This is a genomic window from Neorhizobium sp. USDA 3394 (genome assembly GCF_056280385.1).
In genome coordinates, this window is sequence record NZ_JBWCDU010000002.1 from 363,704 (window position 1) to 386,847 (window position 23,144).

General features: G+C 56.6%; 20 protein-coding genes and 2 pseudogenes. 10 read left to right on the plus strand and 12 right to left on the minus strand.

Annotation, left to right across the window (positions count from 1 at the left end; genetic code table 11):
• The first annotated feature begins 1 nt into the window (after nucleotide 1).
• From ACZ9EJ_RS23235 to ACZ9EJ_RS23255, 5 genes are all read left to right on the plus strand, one after another.
• A complete protein-coding gene (locus tag ACZ9EJ_RS23235) occupies nucleotides 2-757 on the plus strand; it encodes a hypothetical protein (RefSeq protein WP_052764730.1) in 756 nt (251 codons plus the stop codon).
• Between the two features lie 148 nt (nucleotides 758-905).
• Entirely contained in the window at nucleotides 906-2,111 is a 1,206-nt protein-coding gene (locus ACZ9EJ_RS23240) for a toll/interleukin-1 receptor domain-containing protein (protein WP_046642622.1), read from the plus strand.
• Between the two features lie 16 nt (nucleotides 2,112-2,127).
• Complete coding sequence (locus tag ACZ9EJ_RS23245; protein WP_046642623.1) at nucleotides 2,128-2,787, plus strand: hypothetical protein; 660 nt, start codon at nucleotides 2,128-2,130, stop codon at nucleotides 2,785-2,787.
• A 2-nt stretch (nucleotides 2,788-2,789) separates the two neighbouring features.
• Entirely contained in the window at nucleotides 2,790-3,392 is a 603-nt protein-coding gene (locus ACZ9EJ_RS23250; RefSeq protein WP_052764731.1) for a poly-gamma-glutamate hydrolase family protein, read from the plus strand.
• 19 nt (nucleotides 3,393-3,411) lie between these two features.
• A complete protein-coding gene (locus ACZ9EJ_RS23255) occupies nucleotides 3,412-4,254 on the plus strand; it encodes a hypothetical protein (protein ID WP_046642624.1) in 843 nt (280 codons plus the stop codon).
• 252 nt (nucleotides 4,255-4,506) lie between these two features.
• On the opposite strand, the gene ACZ9EJ_RS23260 is transcribed toward ACZ9EJ_RS23255, so the two are convergent.
• The gene (locus ACZ9EJ_RS23260; RefSeq protein ID WP_046642625.1) at nucleotides 4,507-6,609 is read right to left on the minus strand and encodes a hypothetical protein; all 2,103 of its coding nucleotides are present in this window, start codon (nucleotides 6,607-6,609) and stop codon (nucleotides 4,507-4,509) included.
• 281 nt (nucleotides 6,610-6,890) lie between these two features.
• Here ACZ9EJ_RS23260 and ACZ9EJ_RS23265 point away from each other — a divergent pair, with 281 nt between their 5' ends.
• Both ACZ9EJ_RS23265 and ACZ9EJ_RS23270 read left to right on the plus strand, forming a co-directional pair.
• A complete protein-coding gene (locus ACZ9EJ_RS23265; RefSeq protein ID WP_046642627.1) occupies nucleotides 6,891-7,832 on the plus strand; it encodes a toll/interleukin-1 receptor domain-containing protein in 942 nt (313 codons plus the stop codon).
• 902 nt (nucleotides 7,833-8,734) lie between these two features.
• Nucleotides 8,735-9,178, plus strand: coding sequence for a toll/interleukin-1 receptor domain-containing protein (locus ACZ9EJ_RS23270; RefSeq protein ID WP_322919114.1), 444 nt, complete (start codon nucleotides 8,735-8,737; stop codon nucleotides 9,176-9,178).
• Between the two features lie 37 nt (nucleotides 9,179-9,215).
• Here the strand turns inward: ACZ9EJ_RS23270 and ACZ9EJ_RS23275 are convergent, their stop codons facing one another.
• Nucleotides 9,216-9,320, minus strand: a complete 105-nt coding sequence (locus ACZ9EJ_RS23275; protein ID WP_113143925.1) for a DUF4113 domain-containing protein — start codon at nucleotides 9,318-9,320, stop codon at nucleotides 9,216-9,218.
• 284 nt (nucleotides 9,321-9,604) lie between these two features.
• Here ACZ9EJ_RS23275 and ACZ9EJ_RS23280 point away from each other — a divergent pair, with 284 nt between their 5' ends.
• Nucleotides 9,605-10,699 carry a nucleotidyltransferase family protein gene (locus tag ACZ9EJ_RS23280; RefSeq protein WP_046635248.1) on the plus strand — a complete coding sequence of 365 codons (1,095 nt, stop codon included), beginning with the start codon at nucleotides 9,605-9,607 and terminating at the stop codon, nucleotides 10,697-10,699.
• Between the two features lie 383 nt (nucleotides 10,700-11,082).
• Here ACZ9EJ_RS23280 and ACZ9EJ_RS23285 read toward each other — a convergent pair.
• The 3 genes and pseudogenes from ACZ9EJ_RS23285 to ACZ9EJ_RS23295 all read right to left on the minus strand — a co-directional run bounded on the left by ACZ9EJ_RS23285 (nucleotide 11,083) and on the right by ACZ9EJ_RS23295 (nucleotide 14,193).
• A pseudogene (locus ACZ9EJ_RS23285) lies at nucleotides 11,083-12,113 on the minus strand (IS110 family RNA-guided transposase).
• A 465-nt stretch (nucleotides 12,114-12,578) separates the two neighbouring features.
• On the minus strand, nucleotides 12,579-13,418 hold the full coding sequence (locus tag ACZ9EJ_RS23290) for a transposase (RefSeq protein ID WP_255743313.1): 840 nt from the start codon (nucleotides 13,416-13,418) through the stop codon (nucleotides 12,579-12,581).
• A 130-nt stretch (nucleotides 13,419-13,548) separates the two neighbouring features.
• Entirely contained in the window at nucleotides 13,549-14,193 is a 645-nt protein-coding gene (locus tag ACZ9EJ_RS23295; RefSeq protein ID WP_255736312.1) for an ISL3 family transposase, read from the minus strand.
• Between the two features lie 192 nt (nucleotides 14,194-14,385).
• Between ACZ9EJ_RS23295 and ACZ9EJ_RS23300 the strand changes: the two are divergent.
• Nucleotides 14,386-14,742: pseudogene (locus ACZ9EJ_RS23300) on the plus strand (helix-turn-helix domain-containing protein); the annotation flags it as partial.
• Between the two features lie 536 nt (nucleotides 14,743-15,278).
• On the opposite strand, the gene ACZ9EJ_RS23305 reads toward ACZ9EJ_RS23300, so the two are convergent.
• Genes ACZ9EJ_RS23305 through ACZ9EJ_RS23325 form a run of 5 tightly spaced genes read right to left on the minus strand, consistent with a single transcriptional unit; the run spans nucleotide 15,279 to nucleotide 20,674 of the window.
• Nucleotides 15,279-15,788 carry a DUF995 domain-containing protein gene (locus ACZ9EJ_RS23305; RefSeq protein WP_046635245.1) on the minus strand — a complete coding sequence of 170 codons (510 nt, stop codon included), beginning with the start codon at nucleotides 15,786-15,788 and terminating at the stop codon, nucleotides 15,279-15,281.
• An 18-nt stretch (nucleotides 15,789-15,806) separates the two neighbouring features.
• Entirely contained in the window at nucleotides 15,807-16,772 is a 966-nt protein-coding gene (locus ACZ9EJ_RS23310; protein WP_046635243.1) for a glycoside hydrolase family 26 protein, read from the minus strand.
• Entirely contained in the window at nucleotides 16,765-18,675 is a 1,911-nt protein-coding gene (locus ACZ9EJ_RS23315; protein WP_046635241.1) for a glycosyltransferase family 2 protein, read from the minus strand. The genes ACZ9EJ_RS23310 and ACZ9EJ_RS23315 overlap by 8 nt, the downstream gene beginning before the upstream one ends.
• The gene (gene galE, locus ACZ9EJ_RS23320; RefSeq protein ID WP_046635239.1) at nucleotides 18,672-19,658 is read right to left on the minus strand and encodes a UDP-glucose 4-epimerase GalE; all 987 of its coding nucleotides are present in this window, start codon (nucleotides 19,656-19,658) and stop codon (nucleotides 18,672-18,674) included. The genes ACZ9EJ_RS23315 and galE overlap by 4 nt, the downstream gene beginning before the upstream one ends.
• Nucleotides 19,658-20,674, minus strand: coding sequence for a UDP-glucuronic acid decarboxylase family protein (locus ACZ9EJ_RS23325; RefSeq protein WP_251091290.1), 1,017 nt, complete (start codon nucleotides 20,672-20,674; stop codon nucleotides 19,658-19,660). The genes galE and ACZ9EJ_RS23325 overlap by 1 nt, the downstream gene beginning before the upstream one ends.
• A 381-nt stretch (nucleotides 20,675-21,055) precedes the next feature.
• Here ACZ9EJ_RS23325 and ACZ9EJ_RS23330 point away from each other — a divergent pair, with 381 nt between their 5' ends.
• A complete protein-coding gene (locus tag ACZ9EJ_RS23330; protein WP_046635235.1) occupies nucleotides 21,056-22,201 on the plus strand; it encodes a helix-turn-helix domain-containing protein in 1,146 nt (381 codons plus the stop codon).
• A gap of 25 nt (nucleotides 22,202-22,226) precedes the next feature.
• On the opposite strand, the gene ACZ9EJ_RS23335 is transcribed toward ACZ9EJ_RS23330, so the two are convergent.
• Nucleotides 22,227-22,565: a slr1659 superfamily regulator gene (locus tag ACZ9EJ_RS23335; protein WP_046635288.1), complete on the minus strand. Its 339-nt coding sequence runs from the start codon at nucleotides 22,563-22,565 to the stop codon at nucleotides 22,227-22,229.
• Nucleotides 22,566-22,579: 14 nt separating this feature from the next.
• The gene (locus ACZ9EJ_RS23340) at nucleotides 22,580-23,140 is read right to left on the minus strand and encodes a slr1658 superfamily regulator (RefSeq protein ID WP_046635233.1); all 561 of its coding nucleotides are present in this window, start codon (nucleotides 23,138-23,140) and stop codon (nucleotides 22,580-22,582) included.
• Between the last annotated feature and the right edge of the window lie 4 nt (nucleotides 23,141-23,144).

The window sequence follows — 23,144 nt, forward strand, 5'->3', positions numbered from 1 at the left end:
TATGACCCGCGGGTCTCCGACCCTGATCGACGACTGGCTGCGGTGGATGCGGGACTTTCAGCGCGAAGCTCTGACCCTCATGCAGTCGCTTGAGTTTGATCCGGACAGTGTTAGCGATCCCGAATTGCTTTCTGTGAAATTCGCGCTGTACGCTCGGCTCCTGACGTCCCTCGACACAGCAATCCGTCACACGGAGAGCGGCAAGCTGCTTGACCTGAGGATCGTCGCTCGAAACGCCATCGAATGCGGCATGCATATGGATGCAGCCAGCCGGTGGCCTGACTATCTGCAGAAGCTAAAAGACGACGACAAGGCGAGCCGCAGATCGCTGGCAGCAGAAATTCCGGCAGAGATCCTCGACGTAGAAAACCGTCGGCTACGGCAGGAAATGCTCAATGATAAAACGGCAAAAAGGCTTCAGCCCACAGACCTTGGCAAAGGCAGCGATTTCGCGCGCCTCGTGCTGGTGTACCGAAAGATCTCGTCCGATACCAGCCATGTGACCGCTTCCTCTCTGGATCGCCATATGGCAACCGATACAGAGGGTGTAACGCGCCTGACCATAGATCCCATCATCAACGATGAGGAACTCTATGAAGCGTTCACTGTGATCGCCCTGACGCTGTTGTTGTGCACCTGGCTGCTCATTGATGCCGTCCCGGAGTCAAGCCGCAACGGCGCCATGATCGAGCTTGCGAAACGTTATCAATCCCTCTACCGGCGGGATATCCGGCTCTCGGCAGATCAAGGTGAGTAGACACTGTCCAACGTACGACGGACGTGCTCGAGCGGCAGACATTCAGACGCTTTGCCATCGTTTCGGTTGCGAGTTGAGAAATTAGTTTTTAGTGTGCCGATACTCGCGATACTCGCGATACTCGCGATGGTCGAGTAGGGAGGCACGCATGTCGATGACGTTCAATGGCAAGCCTTTCAATGCGAGCAGCTTTCAGAACGAGCTGATGTCCGCCGCGGTGGACGCGGTGAAGGAGGAGTTATTCGATCGGTTCGCATCACGGCGCGACCCTCGGTCGGGAGAATTTCCGACAGTGCGCGTATTCGGTGACGAATTTGAAGATATTCGCTTGAAGATCGAAGGCTCCCAAGCCCTCATCGAACACATCAAGTCAGGCCTCAGCGATGAAGACAGGGAGGTAACGTTTTTTATGACAGTAAATCGCATAGGACCGCCCAAAGCATTCCTGAGCTATTCGTTCGATGATCGTGATCTTGCCAAAAGTATTGCCAATGCTCTTATGGCGAATGGGATTGATACGTGGTGGGCCGAATGGGAGATCCGGGCAGGGGACAGCCTGCGGCAGCTCATTGATGAAGGCCTTTCCGGTTGTTCACATTTCATTGTCTTGATGACGCCCGGCTCCATTCAGAAGCCCTGGGTCCGCCAGGAAATGGATGCGGGGCTCGTTCGCCGTATCGACGGACAAGCGAAGTTCCTGCCGCTGCGCAGCGGTCTACCTACAAAGGATTTGCCGCCATTGTTATCCGGGATGCTATCGCCTGAGATCGGAGATGATTTTGTTGCAAGCATCCGCAACCTCGTCAACGACATTCACGATGTCGGTCGTAAACCCCCACTTGGTCCAGCGCCGGCCGCGACGCAGCTGCCGGACACCGGCTACTCGAAAACGGCGACCGGCATCGCGCAGATCTTCGTCGAAGCGACGCAAGACGCAACCTTCGCAGATCCTCAGCAGTCGATCGACGAACTCGCTGAGATGCTGGATGCCTCGCGCGAGGACATCATTGACGCTTTGTACGAGCTCCGTGATTTCGTAAAAGAAACCCACGACCAGGTCCTGCCCTTGCCGGACCTCTTTTCAGAGTTCGACGGGCATTTCAAGGAATGGTCTCCCGAAACCGACGCGCTGCGCCTCGCGGCCGACATGCTGAACGACCCGAATTTTCCCTATCACCCAGCGGTTATCGCCGCGCACTACGGATGGGAGCCAAGGCGCCTCAATCCGGCAATTGCCTATCTCGAGACCAGAAAGCTGGTGAGTGTTTACGACGGTATCGGCACCATGCCCTTTAACGTGCACCGGGTTACCGCCACGGACGCGACCAGGCGATACGTAAAGAGCCGTATTTAGAGCGCGGGGAGATGGGATGAACGAGCCAGAGGATCAATCCGGCGAGAGCCAACGGGTGAGCTCGGCGATATCGAAGATCATCGGCAGCGAAAAGCTTGTCGATGGTGTTTCGCTTCTGGCCGATGCAGGGTTGAACATAGGCACAGAGGTATTGGCCGGCTTTCCGCTCGTGGGATCACTGATCAACGGCTACCGCGCGTTCACAGAAGTAAAAAGTAGCCTGGAACTCAGCAAGATCGAAAAATTCCTGCAGGGGGTGACGCAAGCAGACTATTCGAAACGAAAACAGTTCACCGAAGACCTTCGCGCCTCAGGCAAACTGGATAGTTTTGGGGGAAATATCCTGCTTCTCATGAGCCGCCTCGACGACATGTCGAAGCCCGGCATAGTCGGCCGAGTTCTGGCAGCTCATATCGACGGACATATCGACTATGATAAGGCCATGCGCCTGGCGGCTATCATCGACCGCTGCTATGCTTCAGACCTGACCTATCTCAAGAGCTTCACGCCGGGCGTGCAGAGGGAAGGAACCGATATCGCAGCCATGCTTTTTTCGGTTGGACTACTAAGGAGTGCTGGATTCGACGGTGGACTTGTCGGTGACGATCTAAGCGGTGGCACCCTCTACGATTTGAACGAGTATGGCAAAATACTCCTGGAATACGGGTGGAGATAAGATTGGCCTATCGTTTCTCCAGCTACACGGTTTTGGCGGCAGTTTACCGTCTAGGCACGGACTACCTGATCCGACATCAGGCCGGCGCGCATGGAGACGTGCTGGTGATGACCCCGCACGGCGGCAAAATTGAAAAACCCGCGTCGACCATCGCGGAGGAAATCGCAGGGCTGGATTATTCGTTTTACGCTTTCGAGGGCAATCTGAATAAGGGAAACCTCTTCGAGCTACATATACCTTCTGAGGAATTTGACGAACCACTGGTATTGGAACTGGCCGCAAAGGCTACCCTCGTGGTCGCGATCCATGGCCGCAAGGACTATGACGATATTGAGACGATCTGGATGGGTGGGCTCGACACGGCGTCACGTCAGGCTATTGGTAAGGCACTTGCGCAGGCCGGCTTCAAGATCGATGACGACCCGCCGAAATTTCGGGGACGCGATGCAGCCAACATCTGCAATCGTGGAAAGAGCGGAAAGGGCGTGCAGCTGGAGATTCCGTCGACCCTACGGAAGACTTTCACGGCGCAACCTGAAGAGCGACTGCGGTTGGTCAATGCGGTGCGTGAGGCGATTGCCGCGCTTGTCACCGCGCATGCTTGAGGCCTGAGGGAAAGCCGCAGTGGGACAGGCAAAACAGAAGAAGGTCACGCGACGGGCGATCCTCGAAACAGAGGAGCGCTGCATTTATTGCGCAGCGGCTCCGTCTACTGTCGAACACATGCCGCCGCTAGTCCTCTTCCTGAAACGCCAGCGTCCAAAAGGCCTTGAGTTCGCGGCGTGTCAGGAATGCAATAACGGCACAAAGGGAGCCGACGCCGTTGCGGCACTCTTTTCACGCATCAGCCAAGCGGACCAAGATCCTTTCTGGGAAAACGGCGGTGGCGTCACGCTTCGCCATACCGTCGAGCGAGACGCTCCCGGCGTGAGGGATGAGGTCTTCGATGAGAGGAAAGCGACCACACGTTGGATGAGGGGCCGGACAGGTGTGCTAACACCCAAAGCCGTCATCCATGCCGATGGCCCTCTCGTGAAAGCATACCTGGACGTTTTTGCAGCCAAGCTCGGCATGGCGTTATATCGGGAGCATGTTGGCAAACCCCTCGCAATGGAGGGCGGGGTCCAAACGATCTGGTACATGAACAGCGGGCTGTCTGAAAAAATGGCGCTTGCGCATTTAAGCATCCTGCCGATCGGCGGATCCTTGAAGCAAGGTACCTTCACTGCCCGCGAACAATTTGCCTATCGCTATAACTGTGATGAAAAATCTATCTTCGCCGCCCTTATCGGACTGAACAGCAACTTTCATGTTTTCCTGATCGCCAGCTCCACGCCCGAAAAGTTCATGCTTCCGCTAACGATGCGCAACATTTCCGCAACGATGAATTTTCTACGTCCGGGTCAGCTGGTCGACCATCTCGCCACAAATACTCTCCGACCGAGACGCTTACTCACACCCCCTTGAGCGGCGTTCCAAACGTAATTTCCCATCAACGGCTGTTGAGGCGAGACTTTTGCCGAATCTTGATTCCTGCATCTGGCCGGCGGAGCGAATTTCGTTCCGTCGCATCCTTTCGTATGGCAAATTTCAACGTGGCTGGATTGATTTTAGGCTGTGACAAGCCTTCGTCCGCGCGGCGCGTGCTTTTTCTCCGCGACAACGACCACTCAGGTGGAACTCGAACACTCGCCTAGCGAAAAAAAGCGAGATATTGCGCTACTTCTCGGACGCCTTGGCGTGAGCAATCGCCGCTTTGATTTGTTCGTCGACACGTTCAAGTTGCTCCTCGATCCCTTTTCCAGAGACGCCAAGGGCTTCCGCATAGCTGGCCGTATCACCTGGTGCGCGGGAGTAGAACGACTCGATAGCAAACGTCTCGGCGTCCAGTTCGAATGCGATCTTCTCCTCCCTGACGTGATGCAAGACAATCCGGTATTGGCTGGGATTAGTCAGCTCTTCAAGAAGGTCAGTGGGAGCAGGTTCTTCACCGCTCCATATGCGTTTGACGCCCACGCGATTTCTGAAGACAGTATTTTGAGGGCCTCGATGATCGTGAACGACACGGAACCAGGCAGCCTCAAAGAAGCGGGTGAGAGCCGACCAGTCATAGATGTAAACTCCGTCGATCCCTTCTGGGAATGAGAATGTCTCGTTATGCAGCAGGCAGTGAACGATCGTCTTGGTCGTCACCTGCGGCCCAAACTCGTTCGTCAGGATGTCAGGCCATGTCAACAAGCCATCCCTCAGCCGTTGAATCTGGCGTATACTCGACCCTACTTCCTGTAAAAAATGGTACGCCCTTTTGGGATCGTTACCCGACAGGCCGTGGTTTTTGCACTCGAAATGGAACAGATAGTCGCCCCACGGGACCACGACGTCGTATTCGTACTCGGCACCGTCTCGCTTAACCTTCACGCGTCGCGCATCGAGGCCGCGAAGCTTGAATAGATCGATGACCCGACTCTCGAACGCTGAACCTTTGCGCAAAAGCTGCACGTCCATCGATGCAAGTGTAGAGGGCACGATCTTTGCCATCCGAGGAGCAAATAACGCTCCTCCGATGACGAGCCACTTCCTTTGGGTCCGAACAATCGGGGCATCGAAAAAATCACGTGAGCCCGCGCTAAAGCTGACCGCATCAAGGAAGATGTCGGCTTCGTCCCCCGTGAGTGACATCCGCTGGAGGAGGCTACGCGCCTCCGCTGGATCAATCTCTAAAATCAGCTTCTGCTGATCGCCGCGTTGCCTCGAGACCCATGCAGCAAGAGCCATGTAGCCCCGCACCCACTGCACGAGTCGCAACCCTCCGGGCCTTTCGAGGTCCTCAGCAATGTTGTACCCGACTGCTTCGCTCAACGACAACGAGTTGAGTGCCTCTTGCTCAGAAATCCATTCGATAGGAGGCAATTGCACCGGTTTATCAATACCTTTGCCGATGCGAGTTATATTGGTTGTCCCAGAAAGGTCGGCCGCAGACTTTCCTTCGCGATCGATGGCCCGTTCATTTGCAATGAAGTCGGCGACCATGCCTCCCGCTTCGCGCTCGTAGACACGCTTTACACCCTCGGGGGCCCCTTCAGGCAATTGATCCGAACCAACCGTGTTTATTTGGACGCCAAAATACCGCGCTTTTTCATGCAATCGCTCCCAGCGCGCCCAAGCCATCGCCAGGAACTCGGCTTGTTCAGCCAGATAGATTTCCCTATCGGTTACTTCTGGCAACGATGGCAGCGTCAGCCATTGGCGATCGCCAGAGAACCATTTGTTGGCGTAGCCCTCCATTAGCAAAGTTCCTCTGAGGGCTTCCAACAGCATCCCCAGAAACGAGTCTGCATCGACACGATTTCCGTCAGCATCCTTCACTTCAGGTCCGCCAGGCAAAATCAAATGACCCGCGGCTTTCAGCGCGGCGTCCAAGTCAGCGGCCAATGCAATTCTATTCGCCTCGGCGCGTGCGATAGCCGCAGCTGCTCGACTTGGAGCTGGCTCTCTAGAAAAAGCGGTCTGCTGCAAGGCTGCCAATATCCGCTGATGGCCATCCTCGGCGATTTGAAGGAGTGTCGCTGCTTGGTCGTATGGTTCGAAACTGAGCAAAGGCGCCGCGCTCTCCAAGAAGCCTCGAACATCAGCAAGCAGCTTGTCACGTGCCGTTTGACCGACAAGATTCGGCCTTGAATGAATAAGAGCTGAGCAGTGCCGAACAAGAGTGGCTAATTCGTCGACCAACTCCTGATTGATGGGAAACGCCGCGAGATGCATGAGCAACTTTGTCGCATTTTTCTCCTTTGCGGCTTTGGCGAAGATATCCTGACTAATCATTTATGTCCCCCGCTTACGTTTTGTAATCTCGCTTCCAAGGCGCGCGTAACCCCTCGCCTTGCATAGTCGGCCCGCCAGCTAACTTGCGACTCGCCACCTTATAGGTTTTATGCATTGCGAAATTAGAATCGAGGTGTGAGATGCAACGAGAAGTTATTCCCGGCGCTACGTGAGGAGCTAAAGATGATTGCGGCCGAGATTGTCCGCCTGAGTCGAGCTTATTGGACTGAACTCTCTGAATTTTCAAAATCGGCAATTGCCCGTCCTCAACAGGAATTCACATGGCCAAGGTCTTCATTTCATATTCGAACAGAAACCGAGAATATGCTGATGAGTTCGCGCAAGGGCTGATCGAATATGGGCACCAGCCGCTTTATGACGGCACACTGCTTTCTCCGGGCGCGGAATTGTACAAGGTGCTCGACCAGGCGCTGGATGAGGCGGATGCCGTTGTATTCCTTGTTTCCCGCGAAAGCCTCGAAAGCGCATGGGTGCTCGCTGAAATAGGGCGTGCCAAAGCCTTAGCTAGCGGCGGAGGGAAGATGCTTCTCCCTGTCATAATTGACGATGTTCACGCGCCAGAAATTCTTCGACAATGGCTGGTAGTCATGGGGCGGGGACGGCCCGCAAAGGAGGTGGCGGCAGAAATCGCCACAAGCATTTCGAATTTCGAGATAAAGCGGCGGCATCAAGAAATCCGACTGCGGGAAGTAGAACACGACCTTTCCAGATTTGTTGACGAAGCCATCGAGGCACAGAAGACCGAGAGGGCAAACAACAAGCGCGCGGCCTACGCTTGTTATGTTGGCGGCGCGGCCGCACTGCTCCTAGGGCTGGGTTTGACCTATCAGGCCACCCGCCACGCGATGGACAAAGATACCGTTTTGGACGCCACGCGCATGATCGCTGCCGGTGTCGCAAACTTCGTTGCGATAGGGTTTCTCGGTGCGCTGGCAAAGTATGGCTACACGCTCGGAAAGTCGTTCATGAGCGAAGCTCTAAAATCATCAGATCGCATTCACGCCATTCACTTCGGTCAGTTCTATCTCAAAGCATACGGATCGCGGCTAACACCGGCTGAAGTTAGGGAGGCGTTCGCCAACTGGAACATCGATCGGGGTTCAACTTTCTCTACGCTAAGCGGTTCCGAAATCGATCCTCAAGTAATCGCTGTCGCAGGCCAGCTGGTTTCTGCCGTTATCGGTAAGAAGGAAGCCAAGTAGAGGTAGCATTCGGTGCATAACAGGGATAAAACGGAAAGCTCGTGCCACGGGGGTGAAATACGGTGCAGCGGCCAGAATAAGTCTGTTATAACAGCCCTAACAACAAGTTAGAGAAATCTAGGCGCGTGCCGACCGTTCGAATCCTTTCAGATCAGGATTTTTGTCAATTGTTCATTCGAGTGGCATCGAATTTCTCCTTCGTAGGCGGATCCGCGGTGAGCCCATAGCAATTACCGGCCCGGTTCTCGGGCCTATACAACCTCACATCCGGTCGCCGCTCTCACGCGGCTGCACCATTATCCGGCTTTCGACGGGCAAGGGCTCAGGAGAATGGGGCCAAACTCAAGGTCGGCGGGCCACAAGGCTTACCGATTCCCGGACATATGATTTCCGTATATAGCTTCTTAACAGTCGGTGCCCTCGATTGTGTAGCTTGAGAGTCGGTATTTTCGGTGTCCGGTAGTGGGTCGTTTTTAGGACAATGGGCAGCAAGAGAATTTCGGTGGAAAACTCTGCCTTAAGTTGTAGATGCTGAAGGTCTGAAGTATTATGAGGTAAGGGAAGCCACGAGAGGATTATAGAAGATGTCCGTGAGCGCTGTTCTATAACTACCTCAACTAAGGGAAGAGCATTCAATGGCCAGATGCACGGCACCAGTAAGAGGCCACACAGGGGGCGGCGCAGCGAATTGTCCAGCATGTAGTAGTCGATATGGCCGCAGTAGCTTTGGCAGTTACGGCTCTAGTTACAATTACTCGTCATCGTCGCCTTCTTACTCCTCGTCTGGCGGGGGCGGTGGGGGCCGAAGCGGTGGTGGATCAAGCAAAACCTCTAAACCTAGGTGGGCGCGACCCAGTTCAGCTGTGTGGTACACCCCAGCCGAGGTTCGGGAACTGGAACCTGTGCGCGAGCAGGTCGAGCGACGGGCGACGGTGCCAGACCTTCGGGACGTATTCCTCTGTCATGCGTGGGATGACCGGCAGGGCGCTGCAAAGGAACTGCACGATCTGCTTGAGGCACGTGGAGTAAAGGTCTGGTTCAGCGAGAAAGATATCGCGCTCGGCGAACCATTTCTTCGAGAGATAGATCGGGGACTGGCAAAATCACGGGTTGGGATCGTGTTGGTGACGCCCAGCTTTCTGAAACGAATTCACGGCCAGAGCATCGCCGACAAGGAACTCTCGGTGCTGCTCCATGGAGGTAAGTTGGTTCCTATCATTCACGGCACCACCTTCACCGCATTAAACGAGGAAAGTCCCATGCTAGCTTCGCGCAACGGACTTAACACGGCAGACGACACCATGGCCGATGTCGCCACCAAGCTTGCGGATCTAGTGGCCGTTTAAATTTGGCGGTGAGAAGTGAGCAATGGCAGGACTGCGATTATCCACATTCTAGCAAGTCCTTCCAACGCGCCGTGTAGGCCGGCGAACGCTGGTCGCTGCGCAGGCTCCAAGCCTTGCGCGTTCCCGCCGTGGTGATCGCCAGGAAGGCGAGATTCTCAAAGAGGTGCTTGAGATCGCCACCGGCCCAAAAAAACATCTGTTGCGCTCGCTGTCATTGCTGAAGGGAAGTTCCCGATGAATGCCAGGCCCCACTGCAAAAGAGCCTTGGTGAGAGATTTTTTCAGGCATTCGAGATGCTTAGTCGTTTGATGAGCGCGTCATTGGTTCGAATCCCTTCAAGGCGAGAGAGCTCGCATCCTATCTTGCGACCATCCTCTCGACGGTTATACTGTTTTTGAAAAACAGTATAACGCCGGAGTCGAACCTATGAAGTCGATCGACCTCATGTACCAGACGATGCTCGCCGAGTTGGGCCAGCGCTCGCTCGATGCCGCCTGGACGGCCGACTTCCCTCCGGAAGGCCGGTTCACCCCGGCGAACATCAAGGGGCACAAGTACTGGTACTTCGACATACCCGACGGACATGGCGGTACGAAACGTCGCTATGTCGGCCCTGCCGACGATCCGGATATCGCGCAGCGCGTAGCCGATCACAAGCGGGACAAGGACGATCTCCGCGCTCGCAGGCGCTTGGTCAACACTCTGACCCGCGAAGGCGGAATGATCGCTCCTGACGCCATGTCGGGCGACATCGTCGAGGCCCTTGCCGACGGCGGTCTCTTTCGGCTCCGGGGCGTTCTCATCGGCACGGTGGCCTTTCAGTGCTATTCAGGACTGCTGGGCCTGCGCCTTCCCATGGCCGCGATCCTGACCGGCGATACGGACATCGCCCAGGACTATGCCATTAGCCAGGAGGTTGAAGACAGCCTGCCTCCGATCCTTGAACTGCTGCAGGGCGTCGACGCCAGCTTCCGGCCGGTTCCTCATCGATCGGGATCCGCGGCCTCCTCCGCGTTTCAGAATGCCGGCGGCTACCGGGTTGAATTCCTGACGTCGAACCGAGGTTCGGATGACTACATCGATCAGCCGGCGAAGATGCCCGCCCTTGGTGGCGCCAGCGCGGATCCACTACGCTTTCTCGACTTCCTCATAAGGGAACCCGTCAGGACAATGCTGCTCCACCGAAGCGGTGTCCCAGTCGTCGTCCCCGATCCGTCCCGGTATGCGGTCCACAAGCTCATCGTCGCGAGCCGCCGACACACTGACGGGCAGGGACCGGCGAAGCGAGAGAAGGACGTTCGTCAAGCTGCGCTGCTCTTTGAAGCCCTGCAGCAGACAAGGCGATCTGCCGACTTGGCGCTCGTCTATAACGAAGCATGGAAGCGCGGGCCTGCGTGGCAAGAAGGTATTCGAACCGGGGCGGGAATGCTGCCTCCACAAGATGTCGAGCGGCTCCGCACTGTCCTGATCGAGGGCGCGAAAAAAAACCGCGAAGAAATTGAACTTCCGTTTGGAGAGTAGGCTGTCTTCTGCCTCGAAAGCCCAGCAGTTGATGTGATTCGAAAGTGGCGAAGACAAATATGGTGTCGAAAGTTCGAATCCCATATGTGGACGTATATGGACCCCGCCCGATTGCAACAGGTCGGCTAGATCAAGATCGTCGGTACAACTGCTGACGTATATCCGGCTTCATGATGCGGCTGGACAACGTCGTCGCCGCGAGCCCCGATGGATTTTCGCGCACTTCCCACCTCATCGGCCCCTAGACATTGGCGGAAGCCAAGCCGATCCACACACCAGGTTCGGGAAGCGACGGAATGACCGTTTCACCATCTCCTACCATTTTGCTGCAATTGCCGGGGTGAGACCTCCTTCTGTTATTCCTTCGTTTGCCGCTTCGCGCCTTAAGCTGCTTTCACCGACGGTGCGGGCTCGTAGAGTGTGCCGCCCGAGAGCATGGCCCACACGATCCTCGCATTCTTGTTGGCGAGCGCGACAGCCGCGACATTGGGGTGCCGCCTTTGCCGCAGCTTACTAAGCCAGAGGCTTCGAGGATCCTGCTTACCGGCTGCTTTTCCGAGCGCAGCGCGAGCGCCATGGATCATCAATGTGCGCAGATAGCGATCGCCGCGTTTGCTGATACCGAACAGACGGGCTCGCCCTCCACTGGATCGTTGTTTCGGCACGAGACCGAGCCATGCCGCAAACTGGCGGCCGTTCTTGAAGCAAGTTCGATCACCTACGGCCGTGATCAAGGCTGTTGCGGTCACAGGGCCGATGCCTTCGATCTTCCAAGCCGCTGACATAGTTCGCTGTTGCGAAAGAGCTCCCGAACCCGCCGATCATAGGATGCAATGCGTTGGTCCAGTTCGGCCAACTCCGTTTGCACTTCTCGTATCAGCACCCGCACCAATTCATTGAGACCATCGTCGCTGCTCCCCGTAATGTCAGCGAGGGCTCGGCGCAGCCGTGGGATGTCGCGGGCAATGACCACTCCATGCTCGGCTAGAAGTCCACGAACCTGATTGACGAGCTTGACCCGATCTGCAACCAGACGGCTGCGAATGCGATGAACCGCTTGAATTGCCAATTGATCGGCTGATTTCGGCGGAACAAATCGCATCGTCGGTCGGCCGACGGCTTCGCAAATCGCTTCAGCGTCATTCCGGTCATTCTTGTTGGATTTGACGTATGGCGTTACGAACTGAGGGCTGATCAGCCGAACCTCATGGCCGAGATCGGAAAGCACCCTTGCCCAATAATGCGCTCCGTTCGAGGCTTCCATACCGACCAGACATCGTGGCAGGTTGGCGAAGAAGCAGGCTACCGCATCGCGGCGTAGCGTTTTGCGCATGACGACTTTCCCTTGGCAGTCGACGCCATGAATCTCGAAGACATATTTCGCTAGATCCAGACCAATTCGAACGATCTGCATGACATCCTCCTTCGTTGCAGTCGGTGTTCGAGATTTCACCGCGCCTGGAGGGCGGGGTCCATACCATTGGCCCCCAGCTCGCAAGATGTCTTGAGATAATTTTGATCTGATCGCTTGCGTCCATATGTCCGGCCTGTTGTTGCGTTCGCACATGAACGCTGGCCAAGATGGTTTCCGCAACACAAGTCCCAAACATCAAGGCGGCTTTGAGGGGCCAATGGGATTCCCGGGGTATCCTGTGTCCCGGATCGATCGATCACACCATCTGCTATTATCTTGCAAGTTGTAGTATTACCGACACGTGGTGAAGATCAGGATGTCCCCGGTTCTTGCTCGCGATCTTCATGCGGCGCAACCCATCAGGGCTGGCGCTGATTTTGCGCTGTATGTCTCCCCGGAGACCATGAGTGTCAGTACCGGAGCAATACTCCCCAATAGTGGGCTCTTCCGCAATTTCGGTGCAGATCAGGTTCCGCTAATGCGGGAGCGCAAGAGATCTATTCCAACTCTTCCGTACATAGATCGTTTGATGAGTTTTAACTTGTTGATCTTGCCTTCGACCGGTCCGGTACTCCATTGGACCGTCAATGCCGCCCGGACAGCCTCGACGTCGCGACGGATGCCGCGCGAGAACGACGACATCGGCCCGGTAGTAGCATCACGCAGCCATGGCTCCGGCGCGGCGGCTTCCCGATTGCAAATCATAGATTGGAAGCGCCTTGCCAAACCGGCAGCATTGGCAACGTCGGGTGAAGCCGAGGAGACGGCATTCACAAAAGCGCGGTCGTTGGCTGGGAGCGTATCGATTTCGGCGGTCAGGAGGCGAACCATTTGTCGAGATGTAGGCATATGCCAGGAAGATTTGTGTGATGCACGTGACAATGCTGGTGCAGGTGTGGCATCGCGCAGCCGCACCTTAACCCACAGGCGAAAGGTCTTCACGCTCTCGCTATAACCTTGGTTACAAACCTCCCTGTAGAGCTGCGTCGCATTGCGGCAGCCTTCATGCCATCGCCGGCGGACGTAGTCTGCATGGACATCGGCCGGATTTTCCGAGAAGACCTTGCGTTCCCAGGTTCCGGGCTGGTTGTCTTTCAGCCATTTCCGTATGGTTTTAAGATCGATACCAAGCTCACGTTTGATCGCCAACTGGCTCCACACCATGCCGCTCAGTCGGATGAGCTCCTCAAAAATCGACTGCCGATTTCGATGCTGATTATGCGGTCGCCGTGATGTCGACCTGTGGACGGACGCTTCGTTCATATGCTCGTCGGTCAATCGACTCTCCATATCGATCTGCGTCATCAACGCCTTTCCGACATCGCGAATAATGCGGTAGCGTCGCTCCACGACATTCTGCAAAGCGTCGGAGCAGTTGCGCAGGAGATGCCAGATCGGCGACCTGTAGTGCTTCTGGCGCTCCCTCTCGGGCTCCTCACGCGTAGGCGCCTGCTCTGTCGCGAGCGATGACTTCAACGCCAGGGTGATCGGAAAGCCATCCTGAGAGCGTATCCTTCTCGCGATCGGGCAATAGATCGACGACATTGTTCGTTTCGAGATTCACCAGGATCGTCCCATAGCGCTGCCCGCGGCGCCAGGCCCAATCGTCGACGCCGAGGATACGCGGCACCTCGCAATTCTCAGGAGATCGTGCCCGTGCAATCCGCAAAATGGTGTCGGCGCTCAGCGGCATGCCAAGGCGGGCGACCAGCCTCAAGCCTGCCTCTCCCCCAAGTGCCGCGCCGATACTGCGATGGACATCTTCCAGTCTGCCGGTGCGCCGAGAATACCGCCAGGTCACATCACCTACGTTCTCGGCAAATATGCGTCTCCGGCATTTTTCATTGCCGCAACGCAAGCGCCTAACATCAAGGTTTATAGTCACCGAAAGCCCCTGCCACGGCAGGTCGGAGAGGTGACGTTGATAGTGACTATGAACACGATGAGAGGCCTTACGGCAATCCGGACATTTGGTTCTTGCCGACCGGAAGCGGCAATCGATCGATATCGCATCTGTCGACTGCTGAACGTGATCGACGACCAAAGACGACGGGATCAACGGTAGAATGCGCTTCGCCACTTCGATGCTCCTGCTGATTCATGTGTCGAATCAACAGGATTCAGAAAGTTGCACCGAAATTGCGGAAGAGCCCAATAGTGCCGTTTGAATCTTCCCCAGTTGCTGTAGCCGCCGGTCTTTCGGGGCGCTCCCCGGAAGACCGGCGGCGCGTCATCGCCGATACTCCTTCCGATGGTCGGAAGGGGGATATTGGTGATCAAGCTGAGGGAGACGATCATGATCCTGGATCTGCATCGGCAGGGGCTGACAGTGTCGGCCATTTCCAGAGAAACGGGCATCGACCGCAAGACGGTGCGCAAATACATCGAGCGGGGCCTTGAGGCTCCGGCCTATGGTCCAAGAATGCCGCGGGCAACAGTCATCGACCCGTTTGCTCCATATCTCCGGGAGCGGGTAAAATCCTATCCTGGCCTGACGGGCAGTCGATTGTTTCGAGAACTCCGCGAGCGGGGCTACACGGGAAGCTACACCGCGGTCACGGACTTTCTGCGAGATGTACGGCCTCCGGCTAGTAACGGCTTCGAGGTTCGGTTCGAGACGCCGCCCGGCGATTGCTTCCCCTTCCACCCGCAGGAAGACGAGGCTCGCCGAAATAGTGGGGCTACTCCGTCACAGTACAGGCGCAAGGTAGGCTCAGTGCGCGTCGGCCGGAAGTTTCCACTGGCCGACGCCGTGCAATCAAAGCGGCTTACCGTGGACCTGGTATCGTGCTTCGATCTCCGTCGCGAGCGTCGCCCGGCCGACGTGTTTGCTCACGCCGCCAGGCTTTCCCAAGCTAAAAACGCACTGCATAATGCGATGCAGGTTCTTTCCGCGCGATCAGCATAACATGATCCTCGGAGGCATCCGCAAGCGTCAGTGCCAATTCCGCTGCGGACCATCCGCGTTTCTCCAGATTATCGAGCATTTCCATCATCGCGATTTCGACCTCACTTCTGCAGTTCGAAATCTGTCTCAGTTCGATGTGTTTTCCTTTTGAACTGGTGATCATCCTGGTCTCCGTTTTGCCGTCACATGGGAGGGCCGCTTGATATGAAAGTTCGTAACATTGGTGGCAAGGGTTGCTGCGACCCTTCGCTTCGCCGTCACTTGTCTTGACCGACGATTGCCTCAATGCGACGCAGTCGCGAGCTCACGTAATCGCCATGCCGAAGCTTTGCGATTACGTCGGTCGTTTGTGACGGAGCATTTCTGAAAATGTACCATTTGCCATCGGGCTCACGCTTCTGATAGATCAGGCCTCCCATCTTGCGGTGGCTGAAGCAGGTGGTTGCCGCTGCCATCCCATTTTTGGCGTGCCAATCGGCGTTGAAGCAGAGCTTACCCGGCGTGGTGATGAACCAGCGGCCTATGCCGTAGGACACTGCGCCGTTTTCCCGCGACCAAGCGGTGAAGGTACGCGCCTTTACGGCAAAATAGCCTGCGCCAGCTTTCCAGATCCAAGAATTCTTGCCATAGAGTTTGTAGATTTCTGCATTGCTCAGAGGCTTCGAGGTTTCGATTCCGGCGTGCTCCCGCGTTCCAGCCGCAGACCCGGCCGTGGCCATGCTGCCAGCCAATGCGGCGGCAAGAAGCACTTTTTGAACTGTCGACATGTTTGGGCTCCTTCTTGGTCAATTGATGGTCTGGCGGGTAATCCGCCAATCAGGTTGGCCATAGCCGTCTGGCCACGGATAGACTTCACGATCGTTGAAGTAGACAACGGCGCTCAACGCCGGGAACTCAGCGTATCGCTTTGTCACGCTTTCGGCCCAGTTCCGCGCATACGAGTCATCGCCCTCGTAGCCAAGTTCGGCAACCATGATCGGTTTGCCATACCGCGCGACACGACCATATCCGGGCGATAGGCGCTCCGAAAACGTCTGATCACGGCCGGTTTTATCCCTATCGTACTGCTGCAGGCCAAAGATCGAGAGGCCGACCACATCAACGACGTCGTCACCAGGATAAAAGGCTTCGAGTCCTTCATTGCCCTTGGGCGACCACATGTATTTGGCCGTCTTGAGATGATCCCGGCAGACACGAACCATCCGCCGATAAGCTTCCACATAATCCACTCCACGCCAGTGCGACCAGGAGAACTGATTGTCCGTCTCGTCCATTTCCTGCGCCCACCTTATGATGACCGGACTTTTCAGCGCGGCGGCTGCCGAGCAAACAGCGGCCATGTTGCCGTCGCGCGAACCGTCCACGATGCTGCGCAACAGCTCTTGCGAGCTCTGACGCCAATCGCGTGACCAGGACCAGGGCTCGACGGAGATCAGTAAGGTGCGGCCGCGAGCTTGCGCATAGTTGTCGGCAAAGGCCAGCGTGGAAAGGTCGACGTCCTCCCATGGCAGAAAGAGATGTTCGATCTTCGAACTGAGCGCCTCGGCGAAATCGCCATGCGGATCATAGGCGCCCACGGTTATCGATTCAGGGCTTGCGATCGGCCTCTTGATTGATAGCGTGGCTGATGGTGCTGTCATCGCAAGTGACTGCGCTTTGGGAACCCCGTGCGGGGCAGTTGCTGTGAGCATGGCTCCGGACAACAACAGGCTGGTTAGCGACAAGGCCACTACTTTCGACAGGCTATGCATTGTCAATCTCCTTCAGGCTTAGGCGCCGCCAATCCGGATGGGCGGCCCCGGTCTTCAATTCGATTCCCGCCGGAACGGAAATCCATCGTAGCTTCAATGCGGTCCTGCGTAGTGCGGCTCCACCCTTGCCAGCACCGGCAACCGCATAGCGCTGTTCGAAAATCTGCAAGCGTCCGCTCCCCCAGGCGAGTGCCTCGGCCCCGTCTTTCCCGTGGATGATCGTTGCAACCCCCGGCAGTGCGATAAGCGCCAGGAGCGCTGTCGCCATTGCCGGGCGGTAGAAACGGGGGGTTGCTGCGATTGTGTTTTCCCGTGAATGCCGGACAACGATGACCAACAGCAGCAGCGAGTAGATTGCCGCGTTCAGGATAGTGAAGAGGTAGAACCCCTTGGGCGCTCCGGCACCGTTGGCAGACAGGGCTGGCAGTACAGCTGCGATTGCGAGGAAGATGTAAGGCGCCAGAACGCGCAGCGGCAACGGAGCGACCTCCGTTCGACCTTTCGGGGTGACCCGGAAATCGACGAACGATCCGGTGAACCAGTCATGGACCGCAGCCAAGGTACCGGCGACTGCCCAGGGCCAGCGCGCAAAAAGAAAGAGCATGCATTCCCAGCTCAGGATCTTTGCGTCATAGGGCCGGAACGAACCGCTGGCTCGCCAGCGGTAGGCCATCAGCACGAGAATGACCGAGAGCGGTGCGAAATGCGCGAGAAAATCCGGATAGGTCACAGCCACGAAGTTTTCGCCACGAGCCAGAGCGATGATCGGGATCGCAAACATGAGAAGCATGAAGAGTGCGAAGAGCGGATACCAGAGCTGGGAGAAGAGGAACTGGAACTTGAGCCTGAGCGGCAACCGGCCGACAACGTGGGGCGAGTACCGCAACAGCAGCATGACGAGGCTCCGCGACCACTGGAACTCCTGTGTCACAAGGTCGCTGAAGGTACCAGGTCCGTCGCCATGGGCGATAGCGTCGAGGGCGTGTACGCCCCGCCAACCGGTAGCATTCATCATCAATGTCGTCGAGTGATCTTCCGCCAGTTCCGGGCCGAGACCACCGATCTCCCTGAGCGCCGCCGTGCGAACCGCGTAATGCGATCCTATGCACAGCGGCGCCAGCCCCCCGTTGTAGCCGGCCTGAAGCGAGCCGTGCATGCTGGCTTCGGCATAGAGCCTTCCGCGTGCCGACCAGCTTTCGGATGCGTTCTTATCGCAGATGCTGGGCGCCGAGACGTAGCCAATTTTCGGATCGGCGAACGGGCGCAGCATCTGGAAAAGATAGCCGGGCTCGGGAACGTGGTCCGCATCGAGCTGTGCCACGAAGTCATAGCGGTCGTAACCGTAAGTGTCGTAAAAGAAGGCGAGATTGCCTTCCTTGCAACGCGTCCGCCTAGGCCAGGAGGTCCTGTGGTAGTCGGGTCGTCCTTTGCGGGTTGAAACGAAGACGCCGTGCCTGCTGCACCAGAGGAGGGTTTCGGCGGAAGGGTCCTCGTCGGCAATCCAGGTATCATGCGGCACATCCTGGGCAAGCATCGCCTGCAATGTCTCTTTGACGACGGAGAAGGGCTCTGACGGTGCCTTGGTCACGACCATGGCTGCGCGACTGCCGGCCGGTAGGCGCAGAGGGCCGTTTGGCTTTGTTGCCCGGTAGAAGACGATGATGAAATAGGCCGGCAGAACGGTGATCCAGGTCAGCACGAGGCTCGCGATAATCGAGCCGAACGCATCCGTATGATGGCGTGACTCCAGCCACCAGGCCCAAAAGTAGATGAAAGCAACGGCCCACACGCCCGCCCCACAAAGATATTCCGCCCGGCGAGGCCCAGTCAGAACTGGTACGAGCAGCGGCTCTTGTGATCGCTCCGAGGCATCCGTCGCTCTGACGATTGAAAGTTCGTTCACGAGTGCACCTCCAATCCAAAGAACGGGGCGGCCGTCCGCACGATGGTCTTCAGGTCGGAGTGTTGAGGCCAGAAACGCAGCCGCTCACGCGCTAAGCTCGGGTCCGCATAAAGGCTGGGCGGGTCGCCAGGCCGGCGCGGGCGGATCACGATCGGAACCTTGCGCCCGGTCGTTTCTTCGATCATGAGCAAGACTTCTTTGATGGAGAAACCGCGTCCGGTGCCGAGATTGAGAGCAAGGTTTGCCCCGCCTCTGGCGAGATGCTCAAAAGCCAGAACGTGGGCGCGTGCCAGGTCGGCGACGTGAATATAATCCCTTATGCAGGTACCATCCGGCGTGTCGTAGTCGTCACCGAAGATCTCCAGGTGCGGGATCCGGCCGGCTGCAGCCAGCATTGCCCGCGGAATGAGGTGGGTTTCTGGAACATGCCATTCACCAAGTTCGCCATCCGGATCGGCTCCGCAGGCGTTGAAGTAGCGCAGCGCGACGTAACGCAGGCCAAAAGCAACCGCGTAGTCGGCGAGCACATTCTCACCGATCAGCTTGGTCTTGCCGTAAGGATTGATCGGAGCTTGTGACGTCGCCTCATCAATCGGTAGTGCGGGAGGGATCCCATAGACGGCGCAACTCGATGAAAATATGACCTTCTGAAGCCCGGTCTGCCGGCAGGCATCGGCAAGCGACAATGCACCGCAGACATTGTTGTTATAATATTTGGCTGGATTTTGCACCGACTCGCCGACATAAGCCGAGGCCGCGAAATGAATGACTGCGTCGGGAACATATTTTTCGATGACCTCGATTAAGCCGTCGGAATCGAGGACGTCGCCCTCGATGAAGGGCCCCCAGCGGACAGACGATCGGTGCCCGGTGGTGAGATTGTCGTAGACGATCGGCTCGATCCCTTCCAACCGAAGCAACTTAGCGGTGTGACTGCCGATAAAGCCGGCGCCGCCTGTGACAAGAACACGGACTGCAACCATCAGATCGCCTCCGCTAAGTCGGGGGCCGTGCGGGTGAAAAGGCGATTGAAATGATCGATCGTCTGCACGAGGCCGCTCGCCAACTCCACATTCGGACGCCAGCCGAGTTCCTGTATGGCGAGCGTAATATCGGGGCGGCGCTGGCGAGGATCGTCGGCGGGCAGCGGGCGGTGGATGATTTTCGACCGGGACCCGGTCAATCCGATCACCTGTTCAGCCAGTTCTCCAATCGTGAATTCCCGGGGGTTGCCGAGATTTACCGGCCCCGTCAGCGACGCCGATGACGCCATCATGCGAATGAGGCCGTCGATGAGATCGTCGACAAAGCAGAACGAACGGGTCTGTGAGCCGTCGCCGTATATCGTAATGTCCTGTCCCGTCAGGGCCTGAACGACGAAATTCGAAACTACGCGGCCGTCGTCCGGGCGCATCCGAGGACCGTAGGTGTTGAAGATGCGAACGACCTTGATCTCGACGTGGTGCGTTTTGTGAAAGTCGAAGAACAAAGTCTCTGCGCAACGCTTACCTTCATCATAGCAGGAGCGCGGGCCAAAGGGATTGACGTTGCCCCAGTAACTTTCGACTTGCGGGTGGACATGCGGGTCCCCGTAGACCTCGGAGGTGGATGCCTGCAGGATGCGTGCACCCGTGCGCGCGGCCAGCTCCAGTAGGTTGAGCGACCCTATCACGCAGGTCTTCATGGTGTGGATCGGGTCGGATTGATACTGTGGGGGAGATGCCGGGCAGGCGAGATTGTAGATCTCGTCAACTTCCAGCTCGATGGGCAGCACGATGTCGTGGGCGACGATGTTGAACGCATCGGAGTGATTCAGACGAGTGATATTGCGCGTCAAACCTGTGGAAAAATTGTCGAGACAGATCACCTCATGCCCCGCTTCCAGGAGCACCTCACATAGATGTGATCCGAGAAAGCCTGCGCCGCCGGCGACAAGAATTCTCTTTCGTGCCTGGTGGATATGTGATGAATAGTTCCTGCTGTGGACCGAAGTCTGCACAGAACGCGCACGTATATTACCGAGATAGTTCACAACTATCCTCCCATGTCTCAGTCTTGTTTTGGATATGTGTCGGTGCACATTGAGAGCGCTGCAAAACTGCATCGCTTGGCAATTGAATGCTCGGCTAGCCCGGTTTGTATTCCGAATTAGTACTTGTTATCTAGATACAGCCTGAAGGCGCGGTTGTCGTTATCCCTGCATCCTAAAAATTGTCGTTCCGTACATATCTGCTGAAAAACGAATATGATAGGAAGCTTATGTACGCGACGTTTCAGCCACTTCCGTAACCGGTCGGAGTGTGCGGAGGATCAGCCGAGAAAACGAGTGGTTGCTCTCAATATCAACGGCTAGGGTCGGCTTGTGCGCTGGAGAAGTTGGATGGCTACTGGGTCCGGATCCGGAGATAAACCCGCTGAGGGACAGGAATGGCCGGACCACATAGAGCGGCGGCGCTGGCCGCGCGACCCCTCCAAGGGGAAAGAAGATCGTTTGGATGTCCCGCCTGCTTTGGTGCCATTACGATTTTCGACCCAAGACCTGCCATCGGACGAACAGTTCAAAGCATGGCGGTCACATATGGCGCCGCTCGTGGATGTTCATCTGCCGTACGAAAGTTTACCCAACGACAGTTTTTTCGCCGAACAGATTGGTTGGCGTCTCAACGACATACTCATCGTCCAGCAGCGCGCGCAGGCATACAGCTATGTCCGAGATCAAGCCATGCTGCGGTCAAGCCCGATCGACCATTGGAACCTCGGTGTGCTTCGCAGCGGTCGGGCCTGGACGGAGGTCAGTCGTCATGTGATGGAGACCGGCCCGGGTGAGATATTTTTCAGGTCTCTCGGCAGTCCATGCCGCGGGCGAATGACTGATTCGATCGCTGTGCTAGTCTTCTTGCCCTATGAACTGTTGGCTGGCGATGCGAGTCTTCTCCAGAAAGCCAACAACGTGGTGCTCTCCGGCAGTCTGGCTGAATTGCTCATCAGCTATATCAGCGGCCTGGAAGCGAACCTGAGCAATTTAACTGCAGCGGAGGTGCCGCGGATCATACGAACGATCGGCGATATGGTCGTTGCTTGCGCTGCTTCGTCCACAAAACTGAATAGTAACCAGGATCAGACGATGGGCCTGATGGAGCGAGCGCATCGCTACATTCACCTCAACCTTCATTCAGATCATTTGACGCCTGATGTCATGTGCCGCGCGTTAGGTATCTCCCGTACGCGGCTCTACCAATTGTTCGAAGCGAACGCAGGCGTCCTCAATTACATTCGCAAACGTCGTTTGCTGCAGGCATATGCCGATCTTAGCAACCCGGCAGATAACAGGCCGATTTCGCTGATCGCGGAGGCGGCCGGATTTGACGTTGCCGCCAACTTTACCCGCGCTTTCAGCCACGAGTTCGGGCTCAGCCCGCGTGAAATCCGGAAGACTGCGGCAAGCGAGCATCCGGCTGGTCCGGTCGCGCGTGCCACGCAACGTTACGGTACGACGATCGGCGATTGGCTAACGCTTGGAGGTTGATATGGGGTCATTGGCAGGGCTTTCGTCAGCTGAGTCTTAGATCGATCGCCGGATACAACTTCTTCAAGTTCGGAAGTGACTTTGATTGCCAATGATATTCGGAGCTTCCGCGCACCGTGAATTGAATATTCTGCTTGTTGCGCACTTCAATCGTAAGTTTCGCGAGCAGGTTGATCCCTGATGAATTGAGAAACTGCAGCCCGGTGAGGTCCACGGTAACGCGATCTGGTTTGGTTTCCAGAATACTCATGACGAGGGAAAAAATCGGCGCATAGGCCGCCGTGCTGGGCAGGCGCATGGATCCGTCGAAGTAGATTTCCGTACCCTCCGACCAGACGCGATATTCTTCTTCCTTGATTTCCATGTTGAACACCCCAATCAATTCGATACATTCGGGACTGTAATAGACGCATAGGTTTCCAGCGGGATTTTTCCGTCTGGCTCTTCAGATCCAAAAACCCAAGCAAAGTGGGCGCCATAATCGCTCATCAGCGTTAGAAGCCCAAGGCCTGAGCCGCTTGTGTTCGTGCCGATCGCATTCGCCTCGATCCGCTTTATGAGAAGCTCGCCCGGATCTCCCATGGTGATCTCCGATAGCAAATGCTGGAACCGCATGGCTGGTTTCTCCTCGATAAGATTGGAGACTTTTGCGCGGAATACATTGCCCTCGACCGAGGCTTCCACAACGATCTCGCCGGCAGCCCGAAACTTTATCGCGTTCTCAATGAGTTCGTTCGTCAGATAAGCCACATTGTGGCGAACCTCCTTGTAGAGGATGCGGGATGTGCGGTAGCGCAGGGCAACGAATTCGCCGACGAAATCCGACGTGATCGCGCAGTGCTTCCAGCCAAGTTCGAGAGGCCCCTCGAAGAGGCAAAGCCGGGTAATATTCTCGCCTGTTCCGATAGCCAGATCTTCCAATCCGTACAAGGTCGTCATTCGC

Excerpts from the sequence above, each read along its gene's own strand:
- ACZ9EJ_RS23290 (WP_255743313.1), bottom strand. The coding sequence starts at position 13,418 with ATGACGCAGATCGATATGGAGAGTCGATTGACCGACGAGCATATGAAC.
- ACZ9EJ_RS23335 (WP_046635288.1), bottom strand. The coding sequence starts at position 22,565 with ATGGAAATCAAGGAAGAAGAATATCGCGTCTGGTCGGAGGGTACGGAA.
- ACZ9EJ_RS23235 (WP_052764730.1), top strand. The coding sequence starts at position 2 with ATGACCCGCGGGTCTCCGACCCTGATCGACGACTGGCTGCGGTGGATG.
- ACZ9EJ_RS23340 (WP_046635233.1), bottom strand. The coding sequence starts at position 23,140 with ATGACGACCTTGTACGGATTGGAAGATCTGGCTATCGGAACAGGCGAG.
- ACZ9EJ_RS23245 (WP_046642623.1), top strand. The coding sequence starts at position 2,128 with ATGAACGAGCCAGAGGATCAATCCGGCGAGAGCCAACGGGTGAGCTCG.
- ACZ9EJ_RS23265 (WP_046642627.1), top strand. The coding sequence starts at position 6,891 with ATGGCCAAGGTCTTCATTTCATATTCGAACAGAAACCGAGAATATGCT.
- galE (WP_046635239.1), bottom strand. The coding sequence starts at position 19,658 with ATGGTTGCAGTCCGTGTTCTTGTCACAGGCGGCGCCGGCTTTATCGGC.
- ACZ9EJ_RS23305 (WP_046635245.1), bottom strand. The coding sequence starts at position 15,788 with ATGTCGACAGTTCAAAAAGTGCTTCTTGCCGCCGCATTGGCTGGCAGC.
- ACZ9EJ_RS23260 (WP_046642625.1), bottom strand. The coding sequence starts at position 6,609 with ATGATTAGTCAGGATATCTTCGCCAAAGCCGCAAAGGAGAAAAATGCG.
- ACZ9EJ_RS23240 (WP_046642622.1), top strand. The coding sequence starts at position 906 with ATGTCGATGACGTTCAATGGCAAGCCTTTCAATGCGAGCAGCTTTCAG.
- ACZ9EJ_RS23330 (WP_046635235.1), top strand. The coding sequence starts at position 21,056 with ATGGCTACTGGGTCCGGATCCGGAGATAAACCCGCTGAGGGACAGGAA.
- ACZ9EJ_RS23280 (WP_046635248.1), top strand. The coding sequence starts at position 9,605 with ATGAAGTCGATCGACCTCATGTACCAGACGATGCTCGCCGAGTTGGGC.
- ACZ9EJ_RS23310 (WP_046635243.1), bottom strand. The coding sequence starts at position 16,772 with ATGCATAGCCTGTCGAAAGTAGTGGCCTTGTCGCTAACCAGCCTGTTG.